The following is a 21657-nucleotide window of genomic DNA, read 5'->3' on the forward strand; positions in this document are numbered from 1 at the left end:
GGGGATGTGCCATGCCGGACTTCACCTCGGCGCTGTATCTCGGATTCGCCCATCCGAGCGCCTCGCTCCCGCCCTGGGAAGCATTGACCCTTGGTCGTCCAGCCGCGCTCGCAGAGTCGGCTGGTGGCCGAGCGTTGGCGCAGGAATTGACGCGGCTCATCGGCGGTGAAGCCGGCCTTCTGTATCCATCGACGTTGCATCTGTTTCGGGATTTGTTCCAGGTCGCAGCCCCAAAGGGCACGCTGATCTTGTTCGACGGGGCATCTTATCCGATCGCGCGCTGGGGCGCGGATGGCGCGGCAGTCAATGGAATTCCGATCGAGACTTTCCCACATCGTGATCTGATTGCGCTGGAACGGCGCGTGCGACAGGCGCGACGCGCGGGGCAACGGCCGCTGATCGTGGTCGACGGCCTCTGCCCGTCCTGCGGCCGGCCGGCGCAATTGCCCGCGCTTGCGCGTCTTGCCGCCGACGCCGGCGGGCGTCTCGTGATCGATGACACCCAGGCAATTGGCGTGCTCGGACGCGAGCCTTCGCCGATAGCGCCGCTCGGCATCGGCGGTGGCGGAACACTCGCGTGGTATGGCCTTCGCTCTCAGGCCACGATCGTGGGAGCATCGCTCGCCAAGGCGTTCGGCGCACCGTTCGCGATCGTGAGCGGCGCGTCGACAATCATGAAGCAGCTTGCGCGCGAAGGGCAGACACGCATCCATACAAGCGCGGCGTCGGCAGCGGATGTCGCAGCGGGGCAAAACGCGGTCACCATCAATCGAGCGCAGGGGGAGGGGCGGCGCGCGCGCGTCGTGCGTCTCGTGGAGCAATTGCGGAAGGAGCTGGAGAAACTGGGCCTGCAGTCGCGCAGCGAGCTACCGATTCCCGTGCAGGCAATCGCGATGCCGTCCCTTCGCGTGGCCAAAGCGGTGCTCGCGTCCCTGGACGAAGGCTGCATCTACGGGCTCGTGACCAGATCGTGCCTGGGCGGCCTGCCGAGTCTTACCTTGTTGATCACAGCGCGCCACACGACTGCCAACATTTCCCGCGCCGCGGCGGGGCTTGCCCGTGCCATGGACGCAGCCTCGCGGGCTTATCATCAGAGAGTGGAGGCCGCATGAGTATGACAGCCGAAATGTTCGAGGTCGAACCCTTCCGGCACGAGCTTGAGGCCGGGGCGCGATCCGCTCGCGGCGTGCGGAGCATGTCGCGACGTCCAGTTTCCAAGCCGTGGCCGTCATTCCGAAAGCGACGCATTCTACGCACCCCATCGATTTACGGCGGATGGGGAGGAGCGGCGCCCGACAGCGCCGCAGAACCGCAGGCGGAGCCCGAGCCGCCGCCATCGGCCGGATCGCCGGAATATGTCCGCTGGCTGCAAGCTACGCTCAATCGCGCGATTGGCGGGACCCTCCCGATGGATGGCGTCATGTCCCCGGCCGTGCGCGATGCGATCCGAGAGTTTCAGCGCAACAACCAGCTGCCCGCGAGCGGCTATATCGGTCCGGACACCGAAGCGGCCCTGCGGCGCGTAGGAGCCGGCTCCGAAAGCGAACAACCCGAGTTCGAACGGGAGACCGGATCGGGCGACGATGTTCTAGCGGTGGATGCCGCACTGTCGCGGAGCAAAGCGCTGCCCATCCGGTTTGTCCTCAAGGCACTTGGACGACCACCGGTCCCTGGGCTCTATCGCTTCTTTGCCGCCGATGGACGGTTCTACACCGGTATGGCGACCGATCTTCGTCGACGCATCATCCAGCACCTGTGGTGCCTCTCGCATTTCGGCATGGAGACCAAAAACCATCGGCTCGTACTCTGCCGAATGCCGGGCAAGACCAGCGAGCAGATTCGCAGCATCGAGGCTGCGATCAATAGGTACCACAAGAACAACAGCCTTCGGCTGAACAGGACCACCGAACTGGAGTTTATCCAATTGAGCAGGCTCTGACGGCTTGCTCCGGCGACAGTGCAAATCGCGTCGAGACAATTGCAGAAACTGACGACCTGTATCCAACGATGGAGGCGACCATGCATCCGGTAAGTTGCACATGTCCAAACTGCATGTCTGGAAGGACAGGCGAGTTCGAGCTCGAATACGAATCGTTCGAGAGCGGTGAAATGTCCGAACAGGAGGAGCTGGAGCTCGCCACGGAGCTGCTCTCCGTCAACAACGAATATGAGATGGAGCAGTTCCTCGGCAACCTCGCAAAGAGCATCGGCCGCGGCCTCAAGTCGGTCGGCAGGATCGCGTTGCCAGCGCTGAGGTCACTGGCCAAGGTTGCCCTTCCGATTGCCGGAAGAGCTCTCGGCTCGTTCATTCCGATCCCCGGAGTCGGCACCATGATCGGGGGAGCGCTTGGCCGCGCGGCCGCCGACGCGCTCGAACTGGAATACACGGGTATGGATCCCGCACAAGCCAACATCGAGAAGGCGCGCCGAATTGTCCGCGTCCTCAGTAGCGCAATCCTGAATCTAACCCAGACGCTCGGAGCCGCGTCGCCGGAAGTGGCCGCGCGGGCGGCCCTGGCGTCGGCGGTTCGTCGCAACATTCCAAGTGCAACACTTCCCACGCTAAGCGAACAGACATTGCTTCCTGCCTCAACAGGAGGCGGCCGCTGGTGGCGCCGCGGCAACACGATTGTGCTCGATGGCGTCTGAGCGGAGCCGCCGGAGCCCGCGAGCGGTCAGAAGGATCCGAGGGTGAAAGACGGGGCGCGCCATGATCATCGACTGCCATTGTCACGCCGGAAAAGGCGATGGGCTCACCCAACCGGCCGACACGGCCGCCCCGCTCGACGAATATCTCAAGCGCGCGCGCGCCGCGGGTATCGATCGGACCGTCATATTTGCCGCGTTCTCGGAGGGCTATCTTCGTGCCAACCGAGAGGTCGCCCGAATCGTTGCTCGCAATCCCCAACGGCTTCTCGGCTTCGCCTTTCTTCATCCGCTCGCCGACAAGGGGCGCGTCGATGCCATGGTCCGCGAGGCCGTCACCGATCTCGGGCTCGTAGGCATCAAGGTCCACCGACACGACGGCCGGATCACGCGCGAAATTTGCGAAGCCGCGCGCCGCTATCGCGTGCCAATCCTCTATGATGTGATGGGCGAGGTGTCCGTGGCGGAAATGCTGGCCGAGGAATATCCCGATGTTGCCTTTATCATCCCGCACCTCGGAAGCTTCGCGGACGACTGGCACGCACAGACCGCGTTCGTCGATCATCTGGTACGCCACCCGAATATCTTCACGGACACCGCAGGCGTGCGCCGCTTTGATATCCTTGAGCAAGCCGTGAGGCGGGCAGGTGCCCGCAAGGTTCTGTTCGGCACCGATGGGCCCTGGCTGCACCCGGCAGTGGAGATTGCGAAAATCTATGCCCTCAATCTGAACCCCGGCGACCAGGCCGCGATTCTCGGAGGCAACTTGATTCGAGTGCTCCGCTATCAACGCACAGAAGCACGTCTGGCTCATCCCCCGCCGTCGCGCTGAACGACGTTGTCGTAGCGGGTGGCTAAATCCGAGGTAAGGCCGCCATGGCTCGCGCGTCGCATCTGCAATGCGCGGTCCGTTACGCCCAGGCGTTTCGCCGCGCGCTGGAGATTGCCATTCTCCTGTGCGAGCGACATGCGTATCGCAACATTGGTGACGGCCCGGCCGATTTCTTTGAGGGCGATGCCCTGGTCCAGCGCACGCTGGAGAGCCAGCAGAAGTCCGGGCTCCGCCCACGGTTCGATAAGTGTGGCGCCATCGGGTCGGTCGTCGGCCGGCAGCGCACCAATTGTGATTGGTCCTGGTCCCACGTGACGCGCGTGAAGGCGCATCACGATCCGCTTGAGGTCTCGTACGTTGCCCGGGTAGTCGCGGCAAAGGAGAAAATCGGCAAGCGACGGGTCGACCTCGACTTTGGAGCCGCCATTCGCGGCGTGCTCGAGAAAGTGTCGGACCAGCAACGGAATATCCTCGCGCCGCTCGCGCAGCGGCGGTGGCCGCAAAATCCAGTCCGCCAGGCGATAATAAAGATCCGCGCGAAATGTAGCATTCCTCACGCATTGCTCGAGATCTCGGTTGGTCGCGCATATCAGACGGAACTCGGTATTGTGCCACACGTTGCCGCCGACGCGCTTGTAGGTGTGCTCCTGAATGACACGCAACAGCTGAGCCTGCAGCGGCATCGGCAATTCACCGATCTCATCGAGCAGTAATGTGCCGCCGTCTGCGAGCGCGAAGGCGCCGTCGCGCGCGGCAACCGCCCCGGTAAAGGCACCGCGTTCGTGACCAAACAACTCGCTGCCCGACAATTCCGGCGACAAGGTCGTGCAATCGACGATGACAAGGTCGGGCTTATGGTCGCGCCTGTCGAGGAGGTGAAGGGCCCTCGCGATCTGCTCTTTCCCGGTTCCGGTTTCACCAACGACCAACAAAGTGCCGCCGGAAAAGCTGGCGATTTCCACTAGCCTTCGCACCAGTTCGCGCCAGGCCGGAGAGTCCCCAACCAGTAGATTGCGGATAGAGTCGTCATTGGCGAGCCGCTCGATTTCCAGGTGACGATGAACACGAGCCACGATCTGTTCAGCGAAGATACGGTCATCGGTCCAGTCAAGGACGTCGGCTACACCTGCGTGGAGCAGCTGCCATCGCGACTCCCGAGGTAACGATTTTGGAACGGACAGCACCACGACATGGAATGAGCGCGACAGCTTCTCGAGATCGGCGATCACGGTCGCATCAACGGCTGAAACAGCCGCAAGGCAACAGTCGCCGTCATGAAAAAAGGATTCGTTCGATCGAACGGTCAATCCAAAATGCGCGAGCCTTTTGGTGACCGCTGTGGCCACCGCGGCTTCCCCAGAAAAACTCTTGAACCAAATCGACAGCGTCACAACCACGCCCCCGGCGTTCGCGGAGTTAGCTCGTAGTCAGCTGACGCGCTTCTTCCTACCGCAGCTGAGTTCGCAATCGTCCGAACTGCAGCATGATTTTGTGAGAAGCGCTGCCGTTCCTGCAATTATCTTGAATTCTCGCAGTCGGCGAAATCGTTCGACTATACTCCAATTCCGAGAATGGCTCCATCACAAATGAAGAAGTGAGCCTCGACACTTCGCCGGCCAGTCTCCTTTTCCCTGGGGCAACAGCAGCAACACGTGTGAATGCAGCTGCGTGTGAACCTCGTCTCGAGCAACACGCAAACGCGCCGCCTCACTCGGGTAGATTAGTGGATATGCAACCGATACGGGTATTGCGGATGGTATGATTCAACGGTTCGATCGGGCAGCGCAAATGTCCGATGAAGTGAACTAACCCCGCCGCGTTCATCTTGCGACAAGGAGGAACTATGTCGGTCCCGCCAAATGCATCGAATGATGCCGTGCCAGCCCCGAACGGGATTGTCCGTACTTGTAGGTGCCAGAACTGGAGCGAGATTCTTCGCGAACTCGTCACGACAGTGATCAGTCTGCTAATCGTGGGCCTCGCTCTACTTCTCCTCTGGGATGTTTATTGTGGGGCCAAGACAACGGCGGATACCTTTGATCGTCAGAAAGAAATCCTTTCTCTGGCTCTCGGACTCCTGGGGACCGTGACCGGCTACTATTTCGGACGGGTGCCCGCCGAGCGCCACGCGGACACTGCTCGCGCCGCCGCCAGGCAAGCTCACGAACGCGAGCTGAAGATCAGGCAGTTGATCTATCAGGGCCTGGCGCGCGTCCAACAGGCGCATAATGCGGCCCGAGACGGAGCACCCGACGCGGTCAGTGATGAGATTAATCAGCTCCGCTTATGTTTGTAGGCCCGGGTTCCGCAATCCGAGACGTTAAGATTTTCGCTGCGATGGACCTGTTCGTCATGTCGCGACGATATCGCGGGCAGGTGATTGCCAAAAAGGGATCAACGAACGCATGAACTCTGGTCAGCAGTTCTTACTAACCGGAGGTAGTAACGCGTAGATTAAAACGTGATACTCGTATAAAGCGAGTGGCAATGTGCGAAATGATCGTCGTGAGACATTTAGAGGCGACGGCGTCGCGGAATCGAAAATAAGCGTCGCGATCACGGCCGCGCGCAATGTCCGGTGCCAGTGCCAAAGGTGACATCGATTGAGAGTAAAGGCCCAAAGAGTGGGGCTCGGTTAGTTGACTGATAAGCTTTGGTCGGAAAACTTATCGGTCGGACAAGCGAATACCGTTGCGATACTCGCATCAATGAGTATGTGACGTGTCAACGCGAGGCGACAAAAAATAGTGTTTGGTTTGCCCAGATGGAAAGTCGCCATCGAAGGTTCTTCAATCACAACGGGCGCTAGGGAAGCTATGCGACGTCCCTGCGTCAAGCTCTTCCATGAATTCTTCCAGTGACGGCTGAGGCACGGTTTGCAGCTTATGAAGCTCTTCGGGTTTTAGCTTTGTGTATCGCCGTAGCGTACGCCAATCTTTATGACCGGTTACAAGCGCTACTTTCTCGATCGTCAATCCTGCTTCGAAGAGGCGGCTAGTGCCTTCGTGCCGCAGGTCATGGAAATGGAGATCTTCGATCTTCAGCTTGTCGCAAGCGCGCGTGAATGCCGCGCTCACTGAACGGTGATTGTACGGGAATACTCGACCCAGACCCCTGGTGATGATCCGCTGCTGGAGCAGGAGCTCCCAGGCGTCATAGCCTGTGAGGTTCAGGAGTGGCACTTGTTGGTCGTTGCCATCCTTTTCCCTCGGATCTTTGCGGTCTCGTATCAATATGATCCGCTTCTTCATGTCGACGTCCGGCCAGTCGGGCCGGCAAATCTCCTCCTGCCTCATGGTCGTTGCGACCGCGTATCGGACGATGCGGCCCATTGGGATGGCTTGCCGATTATTGGATTCGAAGTATTCAATGAGCTCGTCAAGCTCATCCTGAGTTGGTCGCCGGTCTCGCTCATCGGACTTTCCAACGAGACCTAAATACTTCAACGCCACGCGTGCCAGGCGAACCTCTTCGGCAGAAACCTCGATGCCGTGAACGGCAGCTGCGTGAGTTGCCACGGTTCCGATGAAGGACATGTCGATCGCAAGCGTAGCTGGTCCTGCACCTTCCTTCGCTCGCTTGCGGCCATATTCGATCAACCGTTCGCGGTTGAGCCGAGGAAGCTTCGTTGATCCAAGGTCCTCCTTCAGTGCCTCCATGACGGCTGCCTTGGATCTACGGGGAGGGCGGCCAACCTCGAGCATGTCTTCGACATGGAGATCGATAATATCGCCAAAGGTTTTCGCTCTTACCGCGGCGCGGGGCTTCGGCGACCCGCTACGATCAATATTGCACTCCATATCGAGCGCCCATTCCTCACCGTCCTTGCGCCGACGAAAGGTCTCTGCCACGTAGCGGTTCTTGCGGCGTACTTGGACGCGCCAGTTCCCGGACGGCAACTGAGTGAAGCTGGCCACGGTCGTGTGCACTCCCCAAACCGTGTGCGCTACGTGTGCACTAAGAGGTCAAAGCGGGTACAAACGTGTGCAATTTCGACTAGTTTGGAGTGCACACGTTCATGTTTCATCCTGTTGAAGCATAAGGTAAATAATTGAAATCGCAACACTATCGCTTTTCTGTGGCGCCGATGATGGATTGGACCGATCGGCATTGCCGGGTGTTCCACCGTCACCTGACGCGGCGGGCGCTGCTCTATACGGAGATGCTGACGACCGGCGCCATCATTCATGGCGACCGGGAGCGGCTGCTCGGGTTCGACGTGGTCGAGCATCCGGTGGCGCTTCAGCTTGGCGGGTCGGACCCGCGCGAGCTCGCACAGGCCGCGCGGATCGGCGAAGAGTTCGGCTATGACGAGATCAACCTCAATGTCGGCTGCCCGTCAGATCGTGTGAAGGATGGCCGCTTTGGAGCCTGCCTCATGGCGGAGCCGGAGCTTGTGGCGCGATGTGTCGACGCGATGAAGGGCGCGGTTTCCATTCCCGTCACCGTCAAATGCCGCATCGGCATCGACGATCAGGATCCGGAGGTCGCGCTCGATACGCTTGCGCGCGGAGTGGTCGCCTCAGGCTGCGATGCGCTGATCGTGCATGCCCGCAAGGCCTGGCTCAACGGTCTGTCGCCGAAGGAGAACCGCGACATCCCGCCGCTCGACTACGACCGCGTCTATCGCCTCAAGCGCGCGATGCCTGATGTGCCCATCATCATCAACGGCGGCATCCCCGGTATCGACGAGGCGAAAGCGCATCTCGAGCACGTCGACGGCGTGATGCTCGGCCGCGCCGCCTATCAGGAGCCATGGCGGCTGCTCTCCGTCGATCAAGACATCTTCGGCGAAGCGGCGCCGCATGCGACGATGCAGGACGCGCTCGAAGCGATGATGCCCTATATCGAGCAGCAGCTCGCGCGGGGCACGCGGCTGCATGCGATCACGCGGCATTTCGTCGGGGCGTTCCACGCCGTGCCCGGCGCGCGCGCCTTCCGCCGCCATCTTGCCGAGCAGGGGGTGAAGCCGGGCGCCGGTGTGGACGTGCTGCGCGATGCGATCGCGCGTGTCGGTGCGCGCGCTCCGGCGGAGGCCGCGGCCTAGCCCAAGCGGGTGAAGAGCCGGATCGCAAAATCCGGCTCCTCGTCGATCCGCCTCAGCGGAGCAGATCGAAATGATAGTTCACGCCGACGCGGAAGGTGTGGAATTTGGCGGCGTTCCAGTCCGGCAGATCGTCGTGCTTGAACTCGGTGTAGAGATATTCGGCCTTGGCCGACCATTTCGGCAGGAACGCCCATTCGACGCCGCCGCCCGCGGTCCAGCCCATCTTCATCTTGTTGATCGGCCCGTCCTTCAACTCGCCGGTGGCAAGACCCGCGGTCCCGAAGAACAGCAGCCGTGAATCCATCGTCGCGATGCCGGCGCGGGCGCGGCCGGTCATGTACCAGGGGATGCTCACCGCGGCGCTGTTGAGCGCGTCGTGGTTCTTGATGTCGCCGCCCTCGAAGTCATTCTCGATGCCGACCACGAACATCGGCGAGAGCTGGTAGTTGTAGCCGATCTGCACGCCGCCGACGGCGCCCTTGACCTTGCCGCCGCTGATGCCGACGAGATTATTGAACGCGTCGTCGCCGCTCTCTGCGTAGCCGGCGTTGAAGCCCGCATAGAGACCTGTCCACGAATACACCGGCTGCGGCGCCGTGTAGGCGGAGGAGGGCGCGGCGTAGCGCGGCGACAGGTCGGCAGCGCAGGCGCTGCTCGCGGCGAACACCGCGGCAAAGGGCAGGGCGCGCATCGTGCGGCGTAAGGCGGCTCTGGCAGTCATGATTCTCAATCTCCCACTTGGCCGCACCTCACGGAGCAGCCTTGTCCAACCCCGATCCGGGAATGGGATTGTTATAAACCGACTGGGCGGTTTGTAAACAGAGGAAATGCCACATCGATGGATTGTTCGCGGGGGCTCGGGTTAGGCGGTTGGCCGGCAGCCGCGCCGATGTTGCGCAGCGCGCTGTCGCAAAGGTGGCCTTACGAGACGCCAGATCGGCCGCTGTCCGTCATGATGACGAGCCGACATGCCTCTGGCGTCGCGCATGCTCGACATCGCAATGATGGGTGGATCGAGAGGGTTTGCGACAATAAAGCATTAGACAGGATGCGTTCTGCAATCTAAGATTGTTTATTGATCTGTTATTTACTCGTCCGACGATCCTTCGGCCCTCGCAGCATTTCATGCGGTGACGTTCGCGGTTGTTTTCGCGTCGGAGACGTTGGGTTCGGGCCCTTCATGTGGGTCGATTTGATGAGGGACCAGCGATGCCAATTTTCATGGCCATAGTAATTCTGGTGAGCGTCTCGATATTTTTCGGTCCGCGCAATGCGTCGGCGCAGGATGTGACGCCGCAGGCGCTGCCAGACCGCATCGATGATGTCCCGGATGCGCCTGGCAATCCGTTTCCGCGGTTTGACAATTTCAGCTGGCGCGCCTTCGTCGCGTTGAACTGGCCGGCTATGGATGGCGCCCCAAACCGCGGGCAGCCCGATCGGACCAAGAAGCTCGGCGACGCGGGCCCCCGCGTCTGGGAGACCTACAAGGCGCGCTACGAGGTCTTTGCGCCGGGCGCGCCGAAACCGGCGTCATGGACCAGCTACGACGGCGCGAACCCGTGCGGAGGCGCTGTCACCAACCAGACCAAGACGCTCAGCGCATTCAGCCATTTCGCGGATTTCAATCAGGCCGCCTTCACGCTGGCCCGCCTTGCCAATCCGTTGATTGATCAGGGCCGGATGTACACCCGCTACGAGGTTCGCTTTAGCCGCGAGCAGTTCGATACAATCGTCGATGACAACAACAAATGGTACATCAAGCAGAACCTGCCCACTGCAGCGAAACCCGGGGCGTTTCGGGATGGTTCAATTGAACTGAAAGCTGCTTGGCGCGTGCTCAAGCCAAACGATGGGATCGACCGCAGCCGCTATTACATCGCCAAAGCCATGGTCTTTGATCCGGTCGCGACGACGCGCGGCGGAAGCATCGTTTGCAACGAGCGGGACATCGCGCTCGTCGGCCTCCATATCGTGATCAAGACGAAGCTCCGGCCGCAATGGATCTGGAGCTCGTTCGAGCACATCGATAACGTTCCACCCAAAAATGATGAGCCGGACGCTAGGGCGGCCCAGGTTCCTTACTCGTTCAACTCCGGATCTCCGCCCCCGGGGCTCGCGCCGACGCCGGCCCCCAAGATGATTTCCGACGATAATCCTCCAAGCGATAACCCGGACCCGATGCAGGTCGTTCGCCTGCAACCGATCCAGCCCGATACGATGCAGATGAACCAGGCGTATTGGAATCTCCCCGAGATCAAGGGAACGGTCTGGGCCAACTACATGCTGATCATGACGCAATGGCCAAGCGCGCCGGGGACACCAAGTCCGACCAATGCAGGAGGACCGTTCCCGCTGGGAGTTGGTTCGACCCTGGCGAACACGACGATGGAAACCTACCAGCAGCGGAACGGCTCCAGCTGCATGGAATGCCATCAGGCCGTGTCAAATCAGCTCGGCCGGGACTTTGTCGCGTTCATGGCACTCGATGCACACGACCCAGCGCAGCAAATGCTGGCATCCGCAGCCTTCCGGCGGATTGCGGCGCCCTTATCGGCAGGGGCCAGCGCCAAGACGGCATCACGAAAAACCAATGAGGCTGCGTCGCCGGCGAGGACCGCCCTCGACAATGACCCGATGGTGCAGGCATTGGCCCGCGTGCTTCAACGTCAGTGATGTCTGGTTCCGAATTGAAGTGACGAAGCAGTTGGGAGATCGGACATGGCAGGCAAAATCACGACCTATGCAGATTTCCAGAATTTCATGGACGCCTGTTGTACCAAGGTGGGCGCAGACCCGGACCTGTCGGGCCATGGCCGCTGGTGGCGCGAGATGACCCACACCACGTTCATTACCGACGGCACGGTAAAGGGGCAGCGTGTCGTCGTCGTTGGCGATCCCGACAACTCGATCATGATTCACGCCCTACGGGGCGACACGCCGGATTTCGATGCAAACGACCCGAATGCGCGGTTCGGCCGGATGCCGCTCAACGCGAATTCTTTCTTTGCCGATGCCGATATCGATGAGATCGCGGACTGGATCAAGCGGGGCTGCCTGGATGGAGTGGCGCCGTCAGTTTGACTGGCGCCAGAGCGGCCAAGGGCGATCTGACAAGCGCCGATCGCGTTGTGCGGCTCAGGCAGTCCCGGCTGATTGGGCCTTGATCGTGCGCATGAGGCGCGCAGCGAAGCGAATTATCGGAGCGCGCGGCGATCGGGCAATTCCGGGTAGCCTGTGAGCATCAGCTTGTCGGCGCGCACACCCCAGCTCTCCAGGCGGTCGAGGAAGCTCATGCCGAGCAGATTGGTCTTCATCTGCCCGCGCGGCACGACGAGGGCCGGCACCGACTTTTCGACGAGGTGGCCGACGGAGAGACGGTCGAGCGTAAGGCGGGCTGCCTTGGTGTGGCCACCCGCGGTTTCGAGATCGACGTCGTATTCGAGCATCTCGAGCGGCAGTCCGATCGCTTTCGCGGTTTCCCAGGTCAGGACCACGGAGGTCGCACCGGTATCGATCACCATCGGTGCGGCGACGCCGTTGATCTTCGCACGTAGCGCGAATTCGCCGCCCTGGCCGCGCTGGATCTGCACGGCCGGGGCCGGGGAGGCAATCTGCGCGCGAAACATGTGCGAGACCTTGTTGCTCGCGCGCGCGATCCGGTCGGGATCGCCATAGGCGACGACGGCACCGGCCGTGCCGGCGAGCATGACGAGAACGAGCAGGAAGCGGATCATTGCGCGCCTCCGAGGCGACGCAGGGCGGTCAGGCGCGTTTCGGCGATCCCGCGATCGGCTGCAAACCCGCGTCCGCCATGCGTGCCGGCAACAGCGCCATCACCGCGAGCCGTTCCGTGCTCTCCATGGCGTGCCAGCGCGCGATCTCCGGCAAGGTCCGGCCGCAGCCGAAGCACAGCCTCGTCTTGGGATCGATCATGCAGACGGCGACGCACGGCGTTTCTTTGCTCATGTGGCCATAGTGGGGGATCGTCGGGCATGTCTGCAAGCATCTCGTTAAGAGCCCGTACCAGCGCTCATGATCGGCTTGTGGCGCGGCCGGCGCTTCTCGTCGGGCACAGCGGAACTGTCCGGCTGGAGCGGCGGAGAATCGTCCGACATCGGCGCCAGCGCACTCATCACGCGCTCCGGCGGGAAGGTGACGATCACTTCTGTGCCGATGCGCAGCTTCGATTTCAGCGTGAATGTGCCGCCATGCAGGTCGATCAGGTTCTTGGCGATGGGCAGGCCGAGCCCTGCGCCCTGTTCGGCCGACTTGATCGAGTTGGAGCCCTGGCCGAACGAGGCGAGCACGATCGGGATCTCGTCCTCGGGGATGCCGGAGCCGGAATCCCTCACCGAGAGATATTGCCCGCCCGAAGCGGTCCAGCCGGCCTTGAGCCAGATCTCGCCGCCTTGCGGGGTGAACTTGATCGAGTTGGAGAGCAGGTTGAGCACGACCTGGCGGATCGCCCGCTCGTCGGCCCAGAGCCGCGGCATGGCCTGCTCGAATACCTCGTGGATGGTGATGCCGCGGCTCGAGGCGCGCAGCTTCATCAAATGATGGCAGTCGGCGACGATGCCGACCAGCGACACCGCTTCCTCGTTGAGCTCGTAACGGCCAGCCTCGATCCGCGACAGATCGAGGATCTCGTTGATGAGGTTGAGCAGGTGCACGCCGGAATTATGGATGTCGGCGGAATATTCCTTGTAGACCGGCACCGCGTGCGCGCCAAAAATTTCGCTCTTCATCACCTCGGAGAAGCCGAGGATCGCGTTCAGCGGCGTGCGCAGCTCGTGGCTCATCTGCGCGAGGAAGCGTGATTTTGCGACGTTGGCGGATTCGGCGCGGTGGCGCGCTTCGTCCGAGATCGCCTTGGCCTGTTCGAGCTCGCCGATCAACGCGTCCTTCTCGGCGCGTGCCTCGAGCGTGGCGAAGGTCGAGGAGTGCAGGCGGTGCGCCAGCAGCACGAAATAGCCTTCGGCTGCGAGCGCGAGCGCCGCCAGGATGTAATTGTCGAGCGCGCCGGTGATTGCAAAGCTCAGCGCCATCGCGACCGCGACGGGCGCCGTGGCGGCAAGGGCGGCGATCGGCAGATTGGCGGCCAGCATGCTCGACACTGCGATCACCAGCAGCATCAGGAACATCATCAGCGTTTCCGTGACCATGTCGAGCACGGGATGGATCAGGATCGCCATCCAGCACAGGCCATAGAGCAGGTCGAGTACGACGAAGTGCGTCCGCCATGCGCGTGTCGCCGCGGGCGAGGAGGCCTCAGCCAGGAAGCGGTGGCAGCTGCGGATCATCGCGGCGTGGATACAGAGCATGCCGGCGGTCCAGGCCGCGGCCGGGATCGGTTGCATCCACAGCCCGAACAGCACGCCGGTGGCGACCACCAGCAGCATCACGACATAGGAGGCCGACAGCCGGGTCTGGGCATATTGGCGCAGCATCTCGGCGTCGAAAGCCGGCCGGGTTCCGCTGGTCGACGTTAACTTGTCGCGCGCCTCGCGTACCCGCTGCGACGCAGCCCGGCGGCTGCTCGCCGATGGCGCGCTCACCGGCTCGGCCGGAAGCTGTACGACCTCTGGCTTTTCAGCGGGTTTACTCATCGAACAACAACATTCCTGCCCGCGCAAAGGCGGGCCTTCTGCATTGTCTATCTCTGGCAAGAAATCCTTAAGAGGTGACTTAAGGAGCTAAAGAATTACGTTAACCCGGCGTTAATTTTGAACGCGCGCAGTGCCGGTCAGTGCAGCACCGCATGCTGGGCGACGTAGGCCACCGCGCCCGCCAGATAGCCCGCGAGCGCGGGAATGGCGATGCGGCGGGCGTACCAGAGGAACTCGATCCGCTCGAGCCCCATGGCGGCGACGCCCGCGGCCGAGCCGATGATCAGGATCGAGCCGCCGGTGCCGGCGCAATAGGCGATGAACTCCCAGAGGAAGCTGTCGGGCGGGTAGTGGCCGAGGTCGTACATGCCCATGGTCGCCGCAACCAGCGGCACGTTGTCGATCACAGCGCTGAGCAGGCCGAGCACGACGACGATGGCGTCCTGGCGGCCAATCGTCGCCTCCAGCCAGCGCGCCAGCATCGACAGGAGGCCCGCATGCTCGAGGCAGGCGACCGCCAGCAGAATGCCGAGGAAGAACACGATCGAGCTCATGTCGATCCGCGTCAGCGCATGCGCGAGCGTCAGCGGACGGCGAACATGCTCGTCCTTGTCGCGGTGAACGACCTCGCCGACCAGCCAGACGATGCCGAGGCCGAGCAGCACGCCCATGAAGGGCGGCAGATGCGTGACCGCCTTGAAGGCGGGCACGGCGATCAATACACCGAGCCCGAGATAGAACATCAGATTGCGCTCGAACGACCCGACGAGCTGAACTCCGTCGTCCTTGGGTGGCGGCGCGATGGTCTTGCCTTTCACCAGAAGGCTGATGAAGGCGAGCGGCACGAGCAGATTGACCAGCGAGGGCAGGAACACCGAGCCCATGATCTTCAGCGGCGTGATCTGCCCGCCGATCCACAGCATGGTCGTGGTGACGTCGCCGATCACGGTCCAGGCGCCGCCGGCATTGGCGGCGATGACGATGAGGGAGGCGAACAGCAGGCGGTCGTCGCGCCTGGCGATCAGCCGTTGGATCAGCGAGACCATCACGATTGTGGTGGTCAGATTGTCCAGGATCGCGCTGAGGAAGAAGGTCACGAAGCCGATCAGCCACATCAGGCGGACCTGGCTCGTCGTGCTGATGCGGGAGGTGATGACCTCGAAACCGTCGTGGGCGTCGATCACCTCGACGATGGTCATCGCGCCGATCAGGAAGAACACGATCTGCGCGGTGGAAACGACGGATTCGTCGATCTGCCGGCCGACCATGGCGTGGTCGCCGATCGTGGCCGCGTAGATCGCCCAGAGCAGCCCGGCGCCGATCAGCGCCGTGGCACTCTTGCTGATCCGGAGCGGGTGTTCGAGCGCGATCGCCGCATAGGCCAGAACGAAGATGACGGCGATCGCGATCAGCAAGGCGGGATCAGTTCGACAGGTGTCAGCGGTTAAGGCGCGCGAGCAGGCTCGACGTATCCCAGCGCTTGCCGCCCATCTTCTCGACCTCGGCGTAGAACTGGTCGACCAGAGCGGTCACCGGCAGATTGGCGCCGTTGCGGCGGGCTTCGGCCAGCGAGATCGAGAGGTCCTTGCGCATCCATTCGACCGCGAAGCCGAAATCGTACTTGTCCTCGTTCATGGTCTTGTAGCGGTTCTCCATCTGCCAGGACTGCGCTGCGCCCTTGGAGATGGTCTCGATCACGGCGGCGACGTCGAGGCCACTCTTCTTGGCGAAGTGGATACCCTCGGAGAGGCCCTGGACCAGGCCCGCGATGCAGATCTGGTTGACCATCTTGGTCAGCTGGCCGGAGCCGGCGGGCCCGAGCAGCTTGCACATCCGCGCATAGGCGCCTGTGATGACCGGCTCGGCGCCGGCATAGGCGCCCTCGGCGCCGCCGCACATCACCGTCAGCACGCCGTTCTCGGCGCCGGCCTGGCCGCCCGAGACGGGGGCGTCGATGAACTTGAAGCCGGCCTTGGTGGCGGCAGCGTCGAGCTCGCGTGCGACCTCGGCGGAGGCGGTGGTGTGGTCGACGAAGGTCGCGCCCTTCTTCATGCCGGCGAACGCGCCGTCGGGGCCGATCGTGACCGCGCGCAGATCATTGTCGTTGCCGACGCAGCACATCACGAAGTCCTGGCCTTCGGCTGCCGCCTTCGGGGTCGCCGCGGTCTTGCCGCCGAACTTGTCCGCCCATTCCTTCGCCTTGGCCGCGGTGCGGTTATAGACGGTGACCTCATGGCCCCCTTTTTTCACGAGGTGTCCGGCCATGGGGAAGCCCATCACGCCGAGACCGAGGAAAGCGACTTTAGCCATGTGTGGTACCTTGTCCGTAGTTTGGGTTTTACGGTTATTGCCGGGCGAGGTGGCGCCTGGTTCCGCTATGAGGGCGGATTAGGAGCGCACCATAAACCCTTGAGGCCAGAGGGCAACGGCTTCGTTTGGCAGCCGCCTGTGCTAGGATGGCGGGACTTAAGGTCCTACATAAAAAAGGGAGCGAAAGCATGGGTGGCGTGAGCGTTGGTGTCCTCGATCATTTCAACATCCGGACCCGGAATCTGGCCGAGACGGTCCGCTTCTATGAGGACGTGCTGGGCCTGGAAAAAGGCGCGCGGCCCGATTTCGCCTTCCCGGGGGCCTGGATGTACAGCGAGGGCAAGGCGGTGGTGCACCTCGTCGATATTTCCCCGACCTCGGAGCCACAAAAGCCGGATTCCGGCGTTGTCCACCATGTCGCCTTCGTCAGCCGCGGGTTCGACGGCATGAAGCAGCGGTTGACGTCCAAGGGCATGAAATTCGACTCCCGCCAGGTGCCCGGCGGCGACCTCTGGCAGATCTTCGTCCACGACCCCAACGGGGTCATGATCGAGCTCAATTACGAGGCCGCTGCGGAGCAGGGGGCTGCCCCCGCGGAGATGGCTGACGATATCGGCAGGCAGTAGCCTTTTGGCCGTTTCCGCTCTAATGGGGCATCCTCAAGCCTTGAGCGTGATCTGATCGGAAAGCCGCTCCACACTTTTCCGGATCATGCTCTGTTCAGGAGATGCGCTTTGAGCGTGACGCAGCAACAGGTTCTCGACAGCCTCGCCAGGATCAAGTCGCCCCGCGGGGTCGCGCTCACCAATGCCAATGTGCTGAGCGCGATCAGCGCGGCCGACGGCAAGGTGTTCTTCTCGATCAACGTCGATGCCGCCGAGGCGCGGGCCTGGGAATCCGTCCGGGCCGAGGCCGAGGCCGCGGTGCGCGCCATTCCCGGCGTCACCACCGTGATGGTGGCGCTGACCGCCGAGCGCAAGCCGGGCGCCGCGCCACCTCCGCCGCCAACGCCGAGCCGCGGCACGCCGGGCGTGCAGCCGGTCCACGCCCACAAGCCACCGCCGCAGGGCGGCGCCCAATCGCCGATGGCTCGCCAGTCCGAGATTCCGGGTGTCGCTGCCGTGATCGCGGTCGCCTCGGGCAAGGGCGGCGTCGGCAAGTCGACCACCGCGCTCAACCTGGCGCTGGGCCTGCGCGACCTCGGCCTCAGGGTCGGGCTGCTCGATGCCGACATCTACGGCCCCTCCGTGCCGCGGTTGACGGGCCTCCACGAGAAGCCGGCGCTGGACGGCGAGCGCAAGATGATTCCGCTCAAGCGTTTTGGCCTCGCCATCATGTCGATCGGCTTCCTGGTGGAGGAAGAGACCGCGATGATCTGGCGCGGTCCGATGGTGATGTCGGCGGTGACGCAGATGCTGCGCGACGTCGCATGGGGGAGCCTCGACGTACTCGTGGTCGACATGCCGCCCGGTACCGGCGATGCCCAGCTCACGCTCGCGCAGAACGTGCCGCTCAAGGGCGCCGTGATCGTCTCGACCCCGCAGGACCTGTCCCTGATCGATGCAAGGCGGGGGCTTGCGATGTTCAGGAAGGTCAACGTGCCCGTGCTCGGCATCGTCGAGAACATGAGCTACTTCCAGTGCCCGCATTGCGGCACGAAATCGGATATTTTCGGCCATGGCGGCGCGCGCCACGAGGCCGAGAAGCTCGGGGTACCGTTCTTGGGCGAGATCCCCCTGCACATGGCGATTCGCGCCACCTCGGATGCCGGCAATCCCGTGGTCGACAGCGAGCCGGACGGCCCTCATGCGGCGATCTATCGCGCCATTGCGGGGCAGGTCCGGGACCAGCTCAAAGGCGTTATCGCCGCGGCCTGAGCCGGTCTTTTGGGGACATGCGACTTTCGTAGAGCCCCGTCATGCCATTGTCGCGTTCCGAAAGCGGGGCTTCCGTGTTAAAGGCCACGGCAGTCAAGCCCCTTCGGTTCGACGCGACAAAAACGCGTCGCCGGAACGAGCGGCGACAACGAGGAAGTTTAGGGGAAACGCCCCAACAAGGAGAGACCTGAAGATGAAGCGTCGTGATTTCCTGAAAGTGTCGGCAGCAGGCGCGGCGGCGACCGCCGCGGTGGCCTCGCCGGCGATCGCGCAATCCATGCCCGAGATCAAGTGGCGCCTGACGTCGAGCTTCCCGAAGTCGCTCGACACCATCTATGGCGGTGGCGAGCAGCTGGCGAAGTACGTCGCCGAGATGACCGACAACAAATTCCAGATCCAGGTGTTCGCCGCCGGCGAAATCGTCCCCGGCCTCCAGGCGCTCGATGCGACCTCGAACGGCACGGTCGAGATGTGCCACACCGTCTCCTACTACTATGTCGGCAAGGACCCGACCTGGGCGATCTACGCCTCGGTGCCGTTCGGCCTCAACGCGCGCCAGCAGAACTCCTGGTGGTACCAGGGCGGCGGCGAGCAACTCGGCAACGAGTTCTTCAAGAAGTCGAACGTGATCGGTCAGCCCTGCGGCAACACCGGCACCCAGATGGGCGGCTGGTTCCGCAAGGAGATCAAGACCGTTGCGGACCTCTCCGGCCTCAAGATGCGCATCGGCGGCATCGCCGGCCAGGTGCTCCAGAAGGTCGGCGTCGTGCCGCAGCAGCTCGCCGGCGGCGACATCTATCCGGCGCTGGAGAAGGGCACCATCGACGCCGCTGAGTGGGTCGGCCCCTACGATGACGAGAAGCTCGGCTTCGCCAAGGTCGCCAAGTACTACTACTATCCCGGCTTCTGGGAAGGCGGTCCGACCGTCCACGCCTTCACCAATTTGGACAAGTGGAATTCGCTGCCGAAGAACTACCAGGCGATCCTCACCAACGCGATGGCCAACGCCAACAGCTGGATGGCCGCGCGCTACGACATGCAGAACCCGGCGGCGCTGAAGCGTCTGGTCGCCGGCGGCACCCAGCTTCGTCCCTTCACCAACGAAGTGCTCGAGGCCTGCCTCAAGTCGACCAACGAGCTGTGGGGCGAGATCTCGGCCAAGAACCCCGACTTCAAGAAGTCGATCGACGCCATGCAGGCCTACCGCTCCGACGAATATCTGTGGTGGCAGGTCGCCGAATACACCTACGACAGCTTCATGATCCGCTCGCGCACCCGCGGCTGACCTTTCGAAACGTCGCAAGACGACAGAGCCCGGCCTCGTTCGCGAGGCCGGGCTTTTTCTTTGCCGCCTGCGGCCGCCCAAACAAAAATATGAAAAACAACCCCATGCACAGTAGAAGCGGGGCGAGGGCAGGCCGCCCTATGAATGCTGCCAACCATTTGGACCGTTGGGGTAAATCAGCAGGAAGGGGCAATCGTCGCGCAGCCGGGGCCAGCGCGGCGATTTTGCCTGATCGCGGCATCTGGAATGACATCGTCATTTGCCGCGCGTCCGTTCCCGCATTGTCATTGCGAGGAGCCCTTGCGACGAAGCAATCCAGACCGTGACCGCGGAGGGTTGCTGGATTGCTTCCGCCTTCGCCGAGGCTTCGGCGGACAAGTCGCTACGCTCGCAATGACGGGTGGATGGAGTTGAGGCTCGACCCGGCAACGAACCCGTTTGACACGTCGGGCAAAACAGTGGCAAAAAGCAATAATCGCATAATCCGAAATTGGCGCTTCGGTGCCGATCCCGTGAGGTGACGATGAGCTTCGATCCCGATGAGGTTCAACGCGCGCTGCGCGAGGCATGGTCGCTGTCGACTTCCAGCCAATGGACGCCGAACAATCCGGCGGCAGGGCAGTGCAACGTCACGGCGCTGCTCGTTCACGAACTCTTCGGCGGCGAGCTGCTGAAAACGCCTCTGCCGGCGGCCGATCATTTCTACAATCGGATCGAAGGCCGGCGGTATGACTTCACGGCGAGCCAGTTCGATCAGCCGATTGCCTACGTCGACTTGCTCACGGATCGAGCCGACGCAGAGCTGGGAGCAACGAGCGACCAACTGGCTGAGCTCAGGGCCGCTTTTCTGCGGCACTGTACTAGTACTATCCCGGCTGGTGGGACGGCGGGCTTGCCCGGCGTCCATCAGTCGGCCTCCGGGTCCGACTTCCCGACCAATCGTATCTGCCCCGGATAATCGATCGGCTGCGGATCGCGTATTCCCGCGACGTCTCGGCGAAACTGCTTACCCGCATCCGTCCATCGGCCGAACCGCGTGTTGACGACCTCCATCAGGCCATAATCCGCCAACGCTTCAATCGCATGTTCGCCAGCAGACACCGAAATGGAGTCCACTTCGTCGCCGTACTCGTCCAGATGCTGGTTGACCATCAGAACAAGCGCGATCAGGAGCTTCTGTTCGCCGTCGGTCATCGGCTGTTACCCCCGCACTGCTCCTTGATGCGCTCGAAGGCATCGATGTATTTGGTGTAGAATTTCTTTGCTCGCGCACCGAGCGCGTACGGCTGGCAGGCTTCATCGGGAAACGGCATCTTGCTCACGTCGGAGTCCAACTGTGGACGCCGCGAATTACAGAATGCCCGCTTCTGCGAACTGAAATGAAGAGAATAGGTGCACCTGTTGTCAGGCGGAGCATCGGCCGGCCCGCGGCAAGCTTCCCACAGCTGATAAGTCCCGTCGAACTTCGTAAAATCCAATTGCACGACGTTGAACCCATCCTTCTCCTGACTTGTGGAAAGAAAGACGCATTTCTTGTCTGGAATCTGACGTATCTCAAGACGCATGCGCCGGTCGCCAAACTCTTCGAGTGTGACGGAATCATCCGCTGTACTGGTCAGCTTGTACGAGTCCTCACCGAACGGTCCATGAAGCAGCATCGCGACATCCGGCAAAATCGCACCGGTACTCTTCGATTGTCCGGACTGCGCATGGCTCTCCGATGCGATGAAAATCGTTGCGGCGAGAGCAAAAACGATCCGGCTCAGCGCGCTGCTCCAAACAAGCTTTCGCTTCATGTGACTGGATCCCCGGTGCCGCAGCGGACTTCCGCGCGGCGCGCCCGTCGATGATGAACCGCTCAAGCGTGACTAGGTTGTAAATGGAATTGAAACAACCGATAATGCGCGGAATGCTCAACTTTGAATGAAGCGGGCGCAGGATGGTAGGGCGCCGCGTCATCCTGCGAGCTCTTGCCATGCTGTCGCCCTCCCTGAACATGAGGTTTTGACGATGCGTACTGTAATCGCGAGGCCATGGCCGACGCGGGCCCGCCA

At 62.3% G+C, this 21657-nt stretch carries 22 protein-coding genes; 12 read left to right on the plus strand and 10 right to left on the minus strand.

What is annotated here, in order from left to right; genetic code table 11:
- Window positions 1-11 precede the first annotated feature (11 nt).
- From AB7535_RS09955 to AB7535_RS09970, 4 genes are all read left to right on the plus strand, one after another.
- Window positions 12-1112: an aminotransferase class I/II-fold pyridoxal phosphate-dependent enzyme gene (locus AB7535_RS09955; RefSeq protein ID WP_049826461.1), complete on the plus strand. Its 1101-nt coding sequence runs from the start codon at window positions 12-14 to the stop codon at window positions 1110-1112.
- Entirely contained in the window at window positions 1109-1939 is an 831-nt protein-coding gene (locus AB7535_RS09960) for a peptidoglycan-binding protein (protein ID WP_080669658.1), read from the plus strand. The genes AB7535_RS09955 and AB7535_RS09960 overlap by 4 nt, the downstream gene beginning before the upstream one ends.
- Window positions 1940-2019: 80 nt before the next feature.
- Complete coding sequence (locus tag AB7535_RS09965; protein ID WP_155256145.1) at window positions 2020-2649, plus strand: hypothetical protein; 630 nt, start codon at window positions 2020-2022, stop codon at window positions 2647-2649.
- A 61-nt stretch (window positions 2650-2710) separates the two neighbouring features.
- On the plus strand, window positions 2711-3478 hold the full coding sequence (locus AB7535_RS09970; RefSeq protein ID WP_354113007.1) for an amidohydrolase family protein: 768 nt from the start codon (window positions 2711-2713) through the stop codon (window positions 3476-3478).
- On the opposite strand, the gene AB7535_RS09975 is transcribed toward AB7535_RS09970, so the two are convergent.
- Entirely contained in the window at window positions 3457-4869 is a 1413-nt protein-coding gene (locus AB7535_RS09975) for a sigma-54-dependent transcriptional regulator (protein ID WP_196236581.1), read from the minus strand. The two genes, AB7535_RS09970 and AB7535_RS09975, sit on opposite strands and share 22 nt — an antisense overlap.
- 452 nt (window positions 4870-5321) lie before the next feature.
- On the opposite strand from AB7535_RS09975, the gene AB7535_RS09980 reads away from it, so the two are divergent.
- Window positions 5322-5774 carry a hypothetical protein gene (locus AB7535_RS09980; protein WP_155256144.1) on the plus strand — a complete coding sequence of 151 codons (453 nt, stop codon included), beginning with the start codon at window positions 5322-5324 and terminating at the stop codon, window positions 5772-5774.
- 493 nt (window positions 5775-6267) lie between these two features.
- Here the strand turns inward: AB7535_RS09980 and AB7535_RS09985 are convergent, their stop codons facing one another.
- Window positions 6268-7395: a site-specific integrase gene (locus AB7535_RS09985; protein WP_049826482.1), complete on the minus strand. Its 1128-nt coding sequence runs from the start codon at window positions 7393-7395 to the stop codon at window positions 6268-6270.
- 134 nt (window positions 7396-7529) lie between these two features.
- On the opposite strand from AB7535_RS09985, the gene dusA reads away from it, so the two are divergent.
- The gene (gene dusA / locus AB7535_RS09990) at window positions 7530-8525 is read left to right on the plus strand and encodes a tRNA dihydrouridine(20/20a) synthase DusA (RefSeq protein ID WP_354113006.1); all 996 of its coding nucleotides are present in this window, start codon (window positions 7530-7532) and stop codon (window positions 8523-8525) included.
- A 52-nt stretch (window positions 8526-8577) separates the two neighbouring features.
- Here dusA and AB7535_RS09995 read toward each other — a convergent pair whose 3' ends face one another.
- Window positions 8578-9246, minus strand: coding sequence for an outer membrane protein (locus AB7535_RS09995; RefSeq protein ID WP_038943855.1), 669 nt, complete (start codon window positions 9244-9246; stop codon window positions 8578-8580).
- A gap of 488 nt (window positions 9247-9734) precedes the next feature.
- Between AB7535_RS09995 and AB7535_RS10000 the strand changes: the two genes are divergently transcribed.
- The gene (locus AB7535_RS10000) at window positions 9735-11198 is read left to right on the plus strand and encodes a hypothetical protein (protein WP_354113005.1); all 1464 of its coding nucleotides are present in this window, start codon (window positions 9735-9737) and stop codon (window positions 11196-11198) included.
- 45 nt (window positions 11199-11243) lie between these two features.
- Window positions 11244-11606, plus strand: a complete 363-nt coding sequence (locus tag AB7535_RS10005) for a hypothetical protein (protein ID WP_354113004.1) — start codon at window positions 11244-11246, stop codon at window positions 11604-11606.
- 113 nt (window positions 11607-11719) lie between these two features.
- Here AB7535_RS10005 and AB7535_RS10010 read toward each other — a convergent pair whose 3' ends face one another.
- The 5 genes from AB7535_RS10010 to AB7535_RS10030 all read right to left on the minus strand — a co-directional run bounded on the left by AB7535_RS10010 (window position 11720) and on the right by AB7535_RS10030 (window position 16441).
- Complete coding sequence (locus AB7535_RS10010; protein WP_063984038.1) at window positions 11720-12259, minus strand: TIGR02281 family clan AA aspartic protease; 540 nt, start codon at window positions 12257-12259, stop codon at window positions 11720-11722.
- Between the two features lie 28 nt (window positions 12260-12287).
- Entirely contained in the window at window positions 12288-12491 is a 204-nt protein-coding gene (locus AB7535_RS10015) for a DUF1289 domain-containing protein (protein ID WP_028146760.1), read from the minus strand.
- Between the two features lie 44 nt (window positions 12492-12535).
- Window positions 12536-14131 (minus strand): sensor histidine kinase, encoded by a 1596-nt coding sequence (locus AB7535_RS10020; protein WP_354113003.1) that lies wholly within the window; start codon window positions 14129-14131, stop codon window positions 12536-12538.
- 137 nt (window positions 14132-14268) lie between these two features.
- Entirely contained in the window at window positions 14269-15546 is a 1278-nt protein-coding gene (gene nhaD / locus AB7535_RS10025; RefSeq protein ID WP_354113002.1) for a sodium:proton antiporter NhaD, read from the minus strand.
- A gap of 22 nt (window positions 15547-15568) precedes the next feature.
- Window positions 15569-16441 carry an NAD(P)-dependent oxidoreductase gene (locus AB7535_RS10030; protein WP_259257962.1) on the minus strand — a complete coding sequence of 291 codons (873 nt, stop codon included), beginning with the start codon at window positions 16439-16441 and terminating at the stop codon, window positions 15569-15571.
- Between the two features lie 188 nt (window positions 16442-16629).
- Here AB7535_RS10030 and AB7535_RS10035 point away from each other — a divergent pair, with 188 nt between their 5' ends.
- From AB7535_RS10035 to AB7535_RS10050, 4 genes are all read left to right on the plus strand, one after another.
- Complete coding sequence (locus AB7535_RS10035; RefSeq protein ID WP_028159844.1) at window positions 16630-17067, plus strand: VOC family protein; 438 nt, start codon at window positions 16630-16632, stop codon at window positions 17065-17067.
- Window positions 17068-17175: 108 nt separating this feature from the next.
- Window positions 17176-18318: an Mrp/NBP35 family ATP-binding protein gene (locus AB7535_RS10040; protein WP_071915181.1), complete on the plus strand. Its 1143-nt coding sequence runs from the start codon at window positions 17176-17178 to the stop codon at window positions 18316-18318.
- A 193-nt stretch (window positions 18319-18511) separates the two neighbouring features.
- Window positions 18512-19603 (plus strand): TRAP transporter substrate-binding protein, encoded by a 1092-nt coding sequence (locus tag AB7535_RS10045; RefSeq protein WP_014496209.1) that lies wholly within the window; start codon window positions 18512-18514, stop codon window positions 19601-19603.
- A 523-nt stretch (window positions 19604-20126) separates the two neighbouring features.
- On the plus strand, window positions 20127-20561 hold the full coding sequence (locus AB7535_RS10050; RefSeq protein ID WP_354113001.1) for a YunG family protein: 435 nt from the start codon (window positions 20127-20129) through the stop codon (window positions 20559-20561).
- Here AB7535_RS10050 and AB7535_RS10055 read toward each other — a convergent pair.
- Together AB7535_RS10055 and AB7535_RS10060 are read right to left on the minus strand one after the other, a co-directional pair.
- Window positions 20510-20797, minus strand: a complete 288-nt coding sequence (locus tag AB7535_RS10055; protein WP_208086091.1) for a hypothetical protein — start codon at window positions 20795-20797, stop codon at window positions 20510-20512. The genes AB7535_RS10050 and AB7535_RS10055 overlap by 52 nt on opposite strands.
- Complete coding sequence (locus AB7535_RS10060; protein WP_354113000.1) at window positions 20794-21399, minus strand: hypothetical protein; 606 nt, start codon at window positions 21397-21399, stop codon at window positions 20794-20796. Before AB7535_RS10060 ends, AB7535_RS10055 begins: the two co-directional genes overlap by 4 nt.
- Window positions 21400-21657 lie beyond the last annotated feature (258 nt).

Source organism: Bradyrhizobium sp. 956_D2_N1_4 (assembly GCF_052076025.1).
GTDB classification, from domain to species: Bacteria; Pseudomonadota; Alphaproteobacteria; order Rhizobiales; family Xanthobacteraceae; genus Bradyrhizobium; species Bradyrhizobium barranii.

Coding starts and splice junctions, on each gene's coding strand:
- AB7535_RS09960 (WP_080669658.1), top strand. CDS start 1,109: ATGAGTATGACAGCCGAAATGTTCGAGGTCGAACCCTTCCGGCACGAG.
- AB7535_RS10030 (WP_259257962.1), bottom strand. CDS start 16,441: ATGGCTAAAGTCGCTTTCCTCGGTCTCGGCGTGATGGGCTTCCCCATG.
- AB7535_RS10010 (WP_063984038.1), bottom strand. CDS start 12,259: ATGATCCGCTTCCTGCTCGTTCTCGTCATGCTCGCCGGCACGGCCGGT.
- AB7535_RS10035 (WP_028159844.1), top strand. CDS start 16,630: ATGGGTGGCGTGAGCGTTGGTGTCCTCGATCATTTCAACATCCGGACC.
- AB7535_RS09955 (WP_049826461.1), top strand. CDS start 12: ATGCCGGACTTCACCTCGGCGCTGTATCTCGGATTCGCCCATCCGAGC.
- AB7535_RS10005 (WP_354113004.1), top strand. CDS start 11,244: ATGGCAGGCAAAATCACGACCTATGCAGATTTCCAGAATTTCATGGAC.
- AB7535_RS09980 (WP_155256144.1), top strand. CDS start 5,322: ATGTCGGTCCCGCCAAATGCATCGAATGATGCCGTGCCAGCCCCGAAC.
- AB7535_RS10000 (WP_354113005.1), top strand. CDS start 9,735: ATGCCAATTTTCATGGCCATAGTAATTCTGGTGAGCGTCTCGATATTT.
- AB7535_RS10045 (WP_014496209.1), top strand. CDS start 18,512: ATGAAGCGTCGTGATTTCCTGAAAGTGTCGGCAGCAGGCGCGGCGGCG.
- AB7535_RS09965 (WP_155256145.1), top strand. CDS start 2,020: ATGCATCCGGTAAGTTGCACATGTCCAAACTGCATGTCTGGAAGGACA.
- AB7535_RS10015 (WP_028146760.1), bottom strand. CDS start 12,491: ATGAGCAAAGAAACGCCGTGCGTCGCCGTCTGCATGATCGATCCCAAG.
- AB7535_RS09970 (WP_354113007.1), top strand. CDS start 2,711: ATGATCATCGACTGCCATTGTCACGCCGGAAAAGGCGATGGGCTCACC.
- AB7535_RS10050 (WP_354113001.1), top strand. CDS start 20,127: ATGAGCTTCGATCCCGATGAGGTTCAACGCGCGCTGCGCGAGGCATGG.
- AB7535_RS10060 (WP_354113000.1), bottom strand. CDS start 21,399: ATGAAGCGAAAGCTTGTTTGGAGCAGCGCGCTGAGCCGGATCGTTTTT.
- AB7535_RS09995 (WP_038943855.1), bottom strand. CDS start 9,246: ATGACTGCCAGAGCCGCCTTACGCCGCACGATGCGCGCCCTGCCCTTT.
- AB7535_RS10055 (WP_208086091.1), bottom strand. CDS start 20,797: ATGACCGACGGCGAACAGAAGCTCCTGATCGCGCTTGTTCTGATGGTC.
- AB7535_RS10020 (WP_354113003.1), bottom strand. CDS start 14,131: ATGAGTAAACCCGCTGAAAAGCCAGAGGTCGTACAGCTTCCGGCCGAG.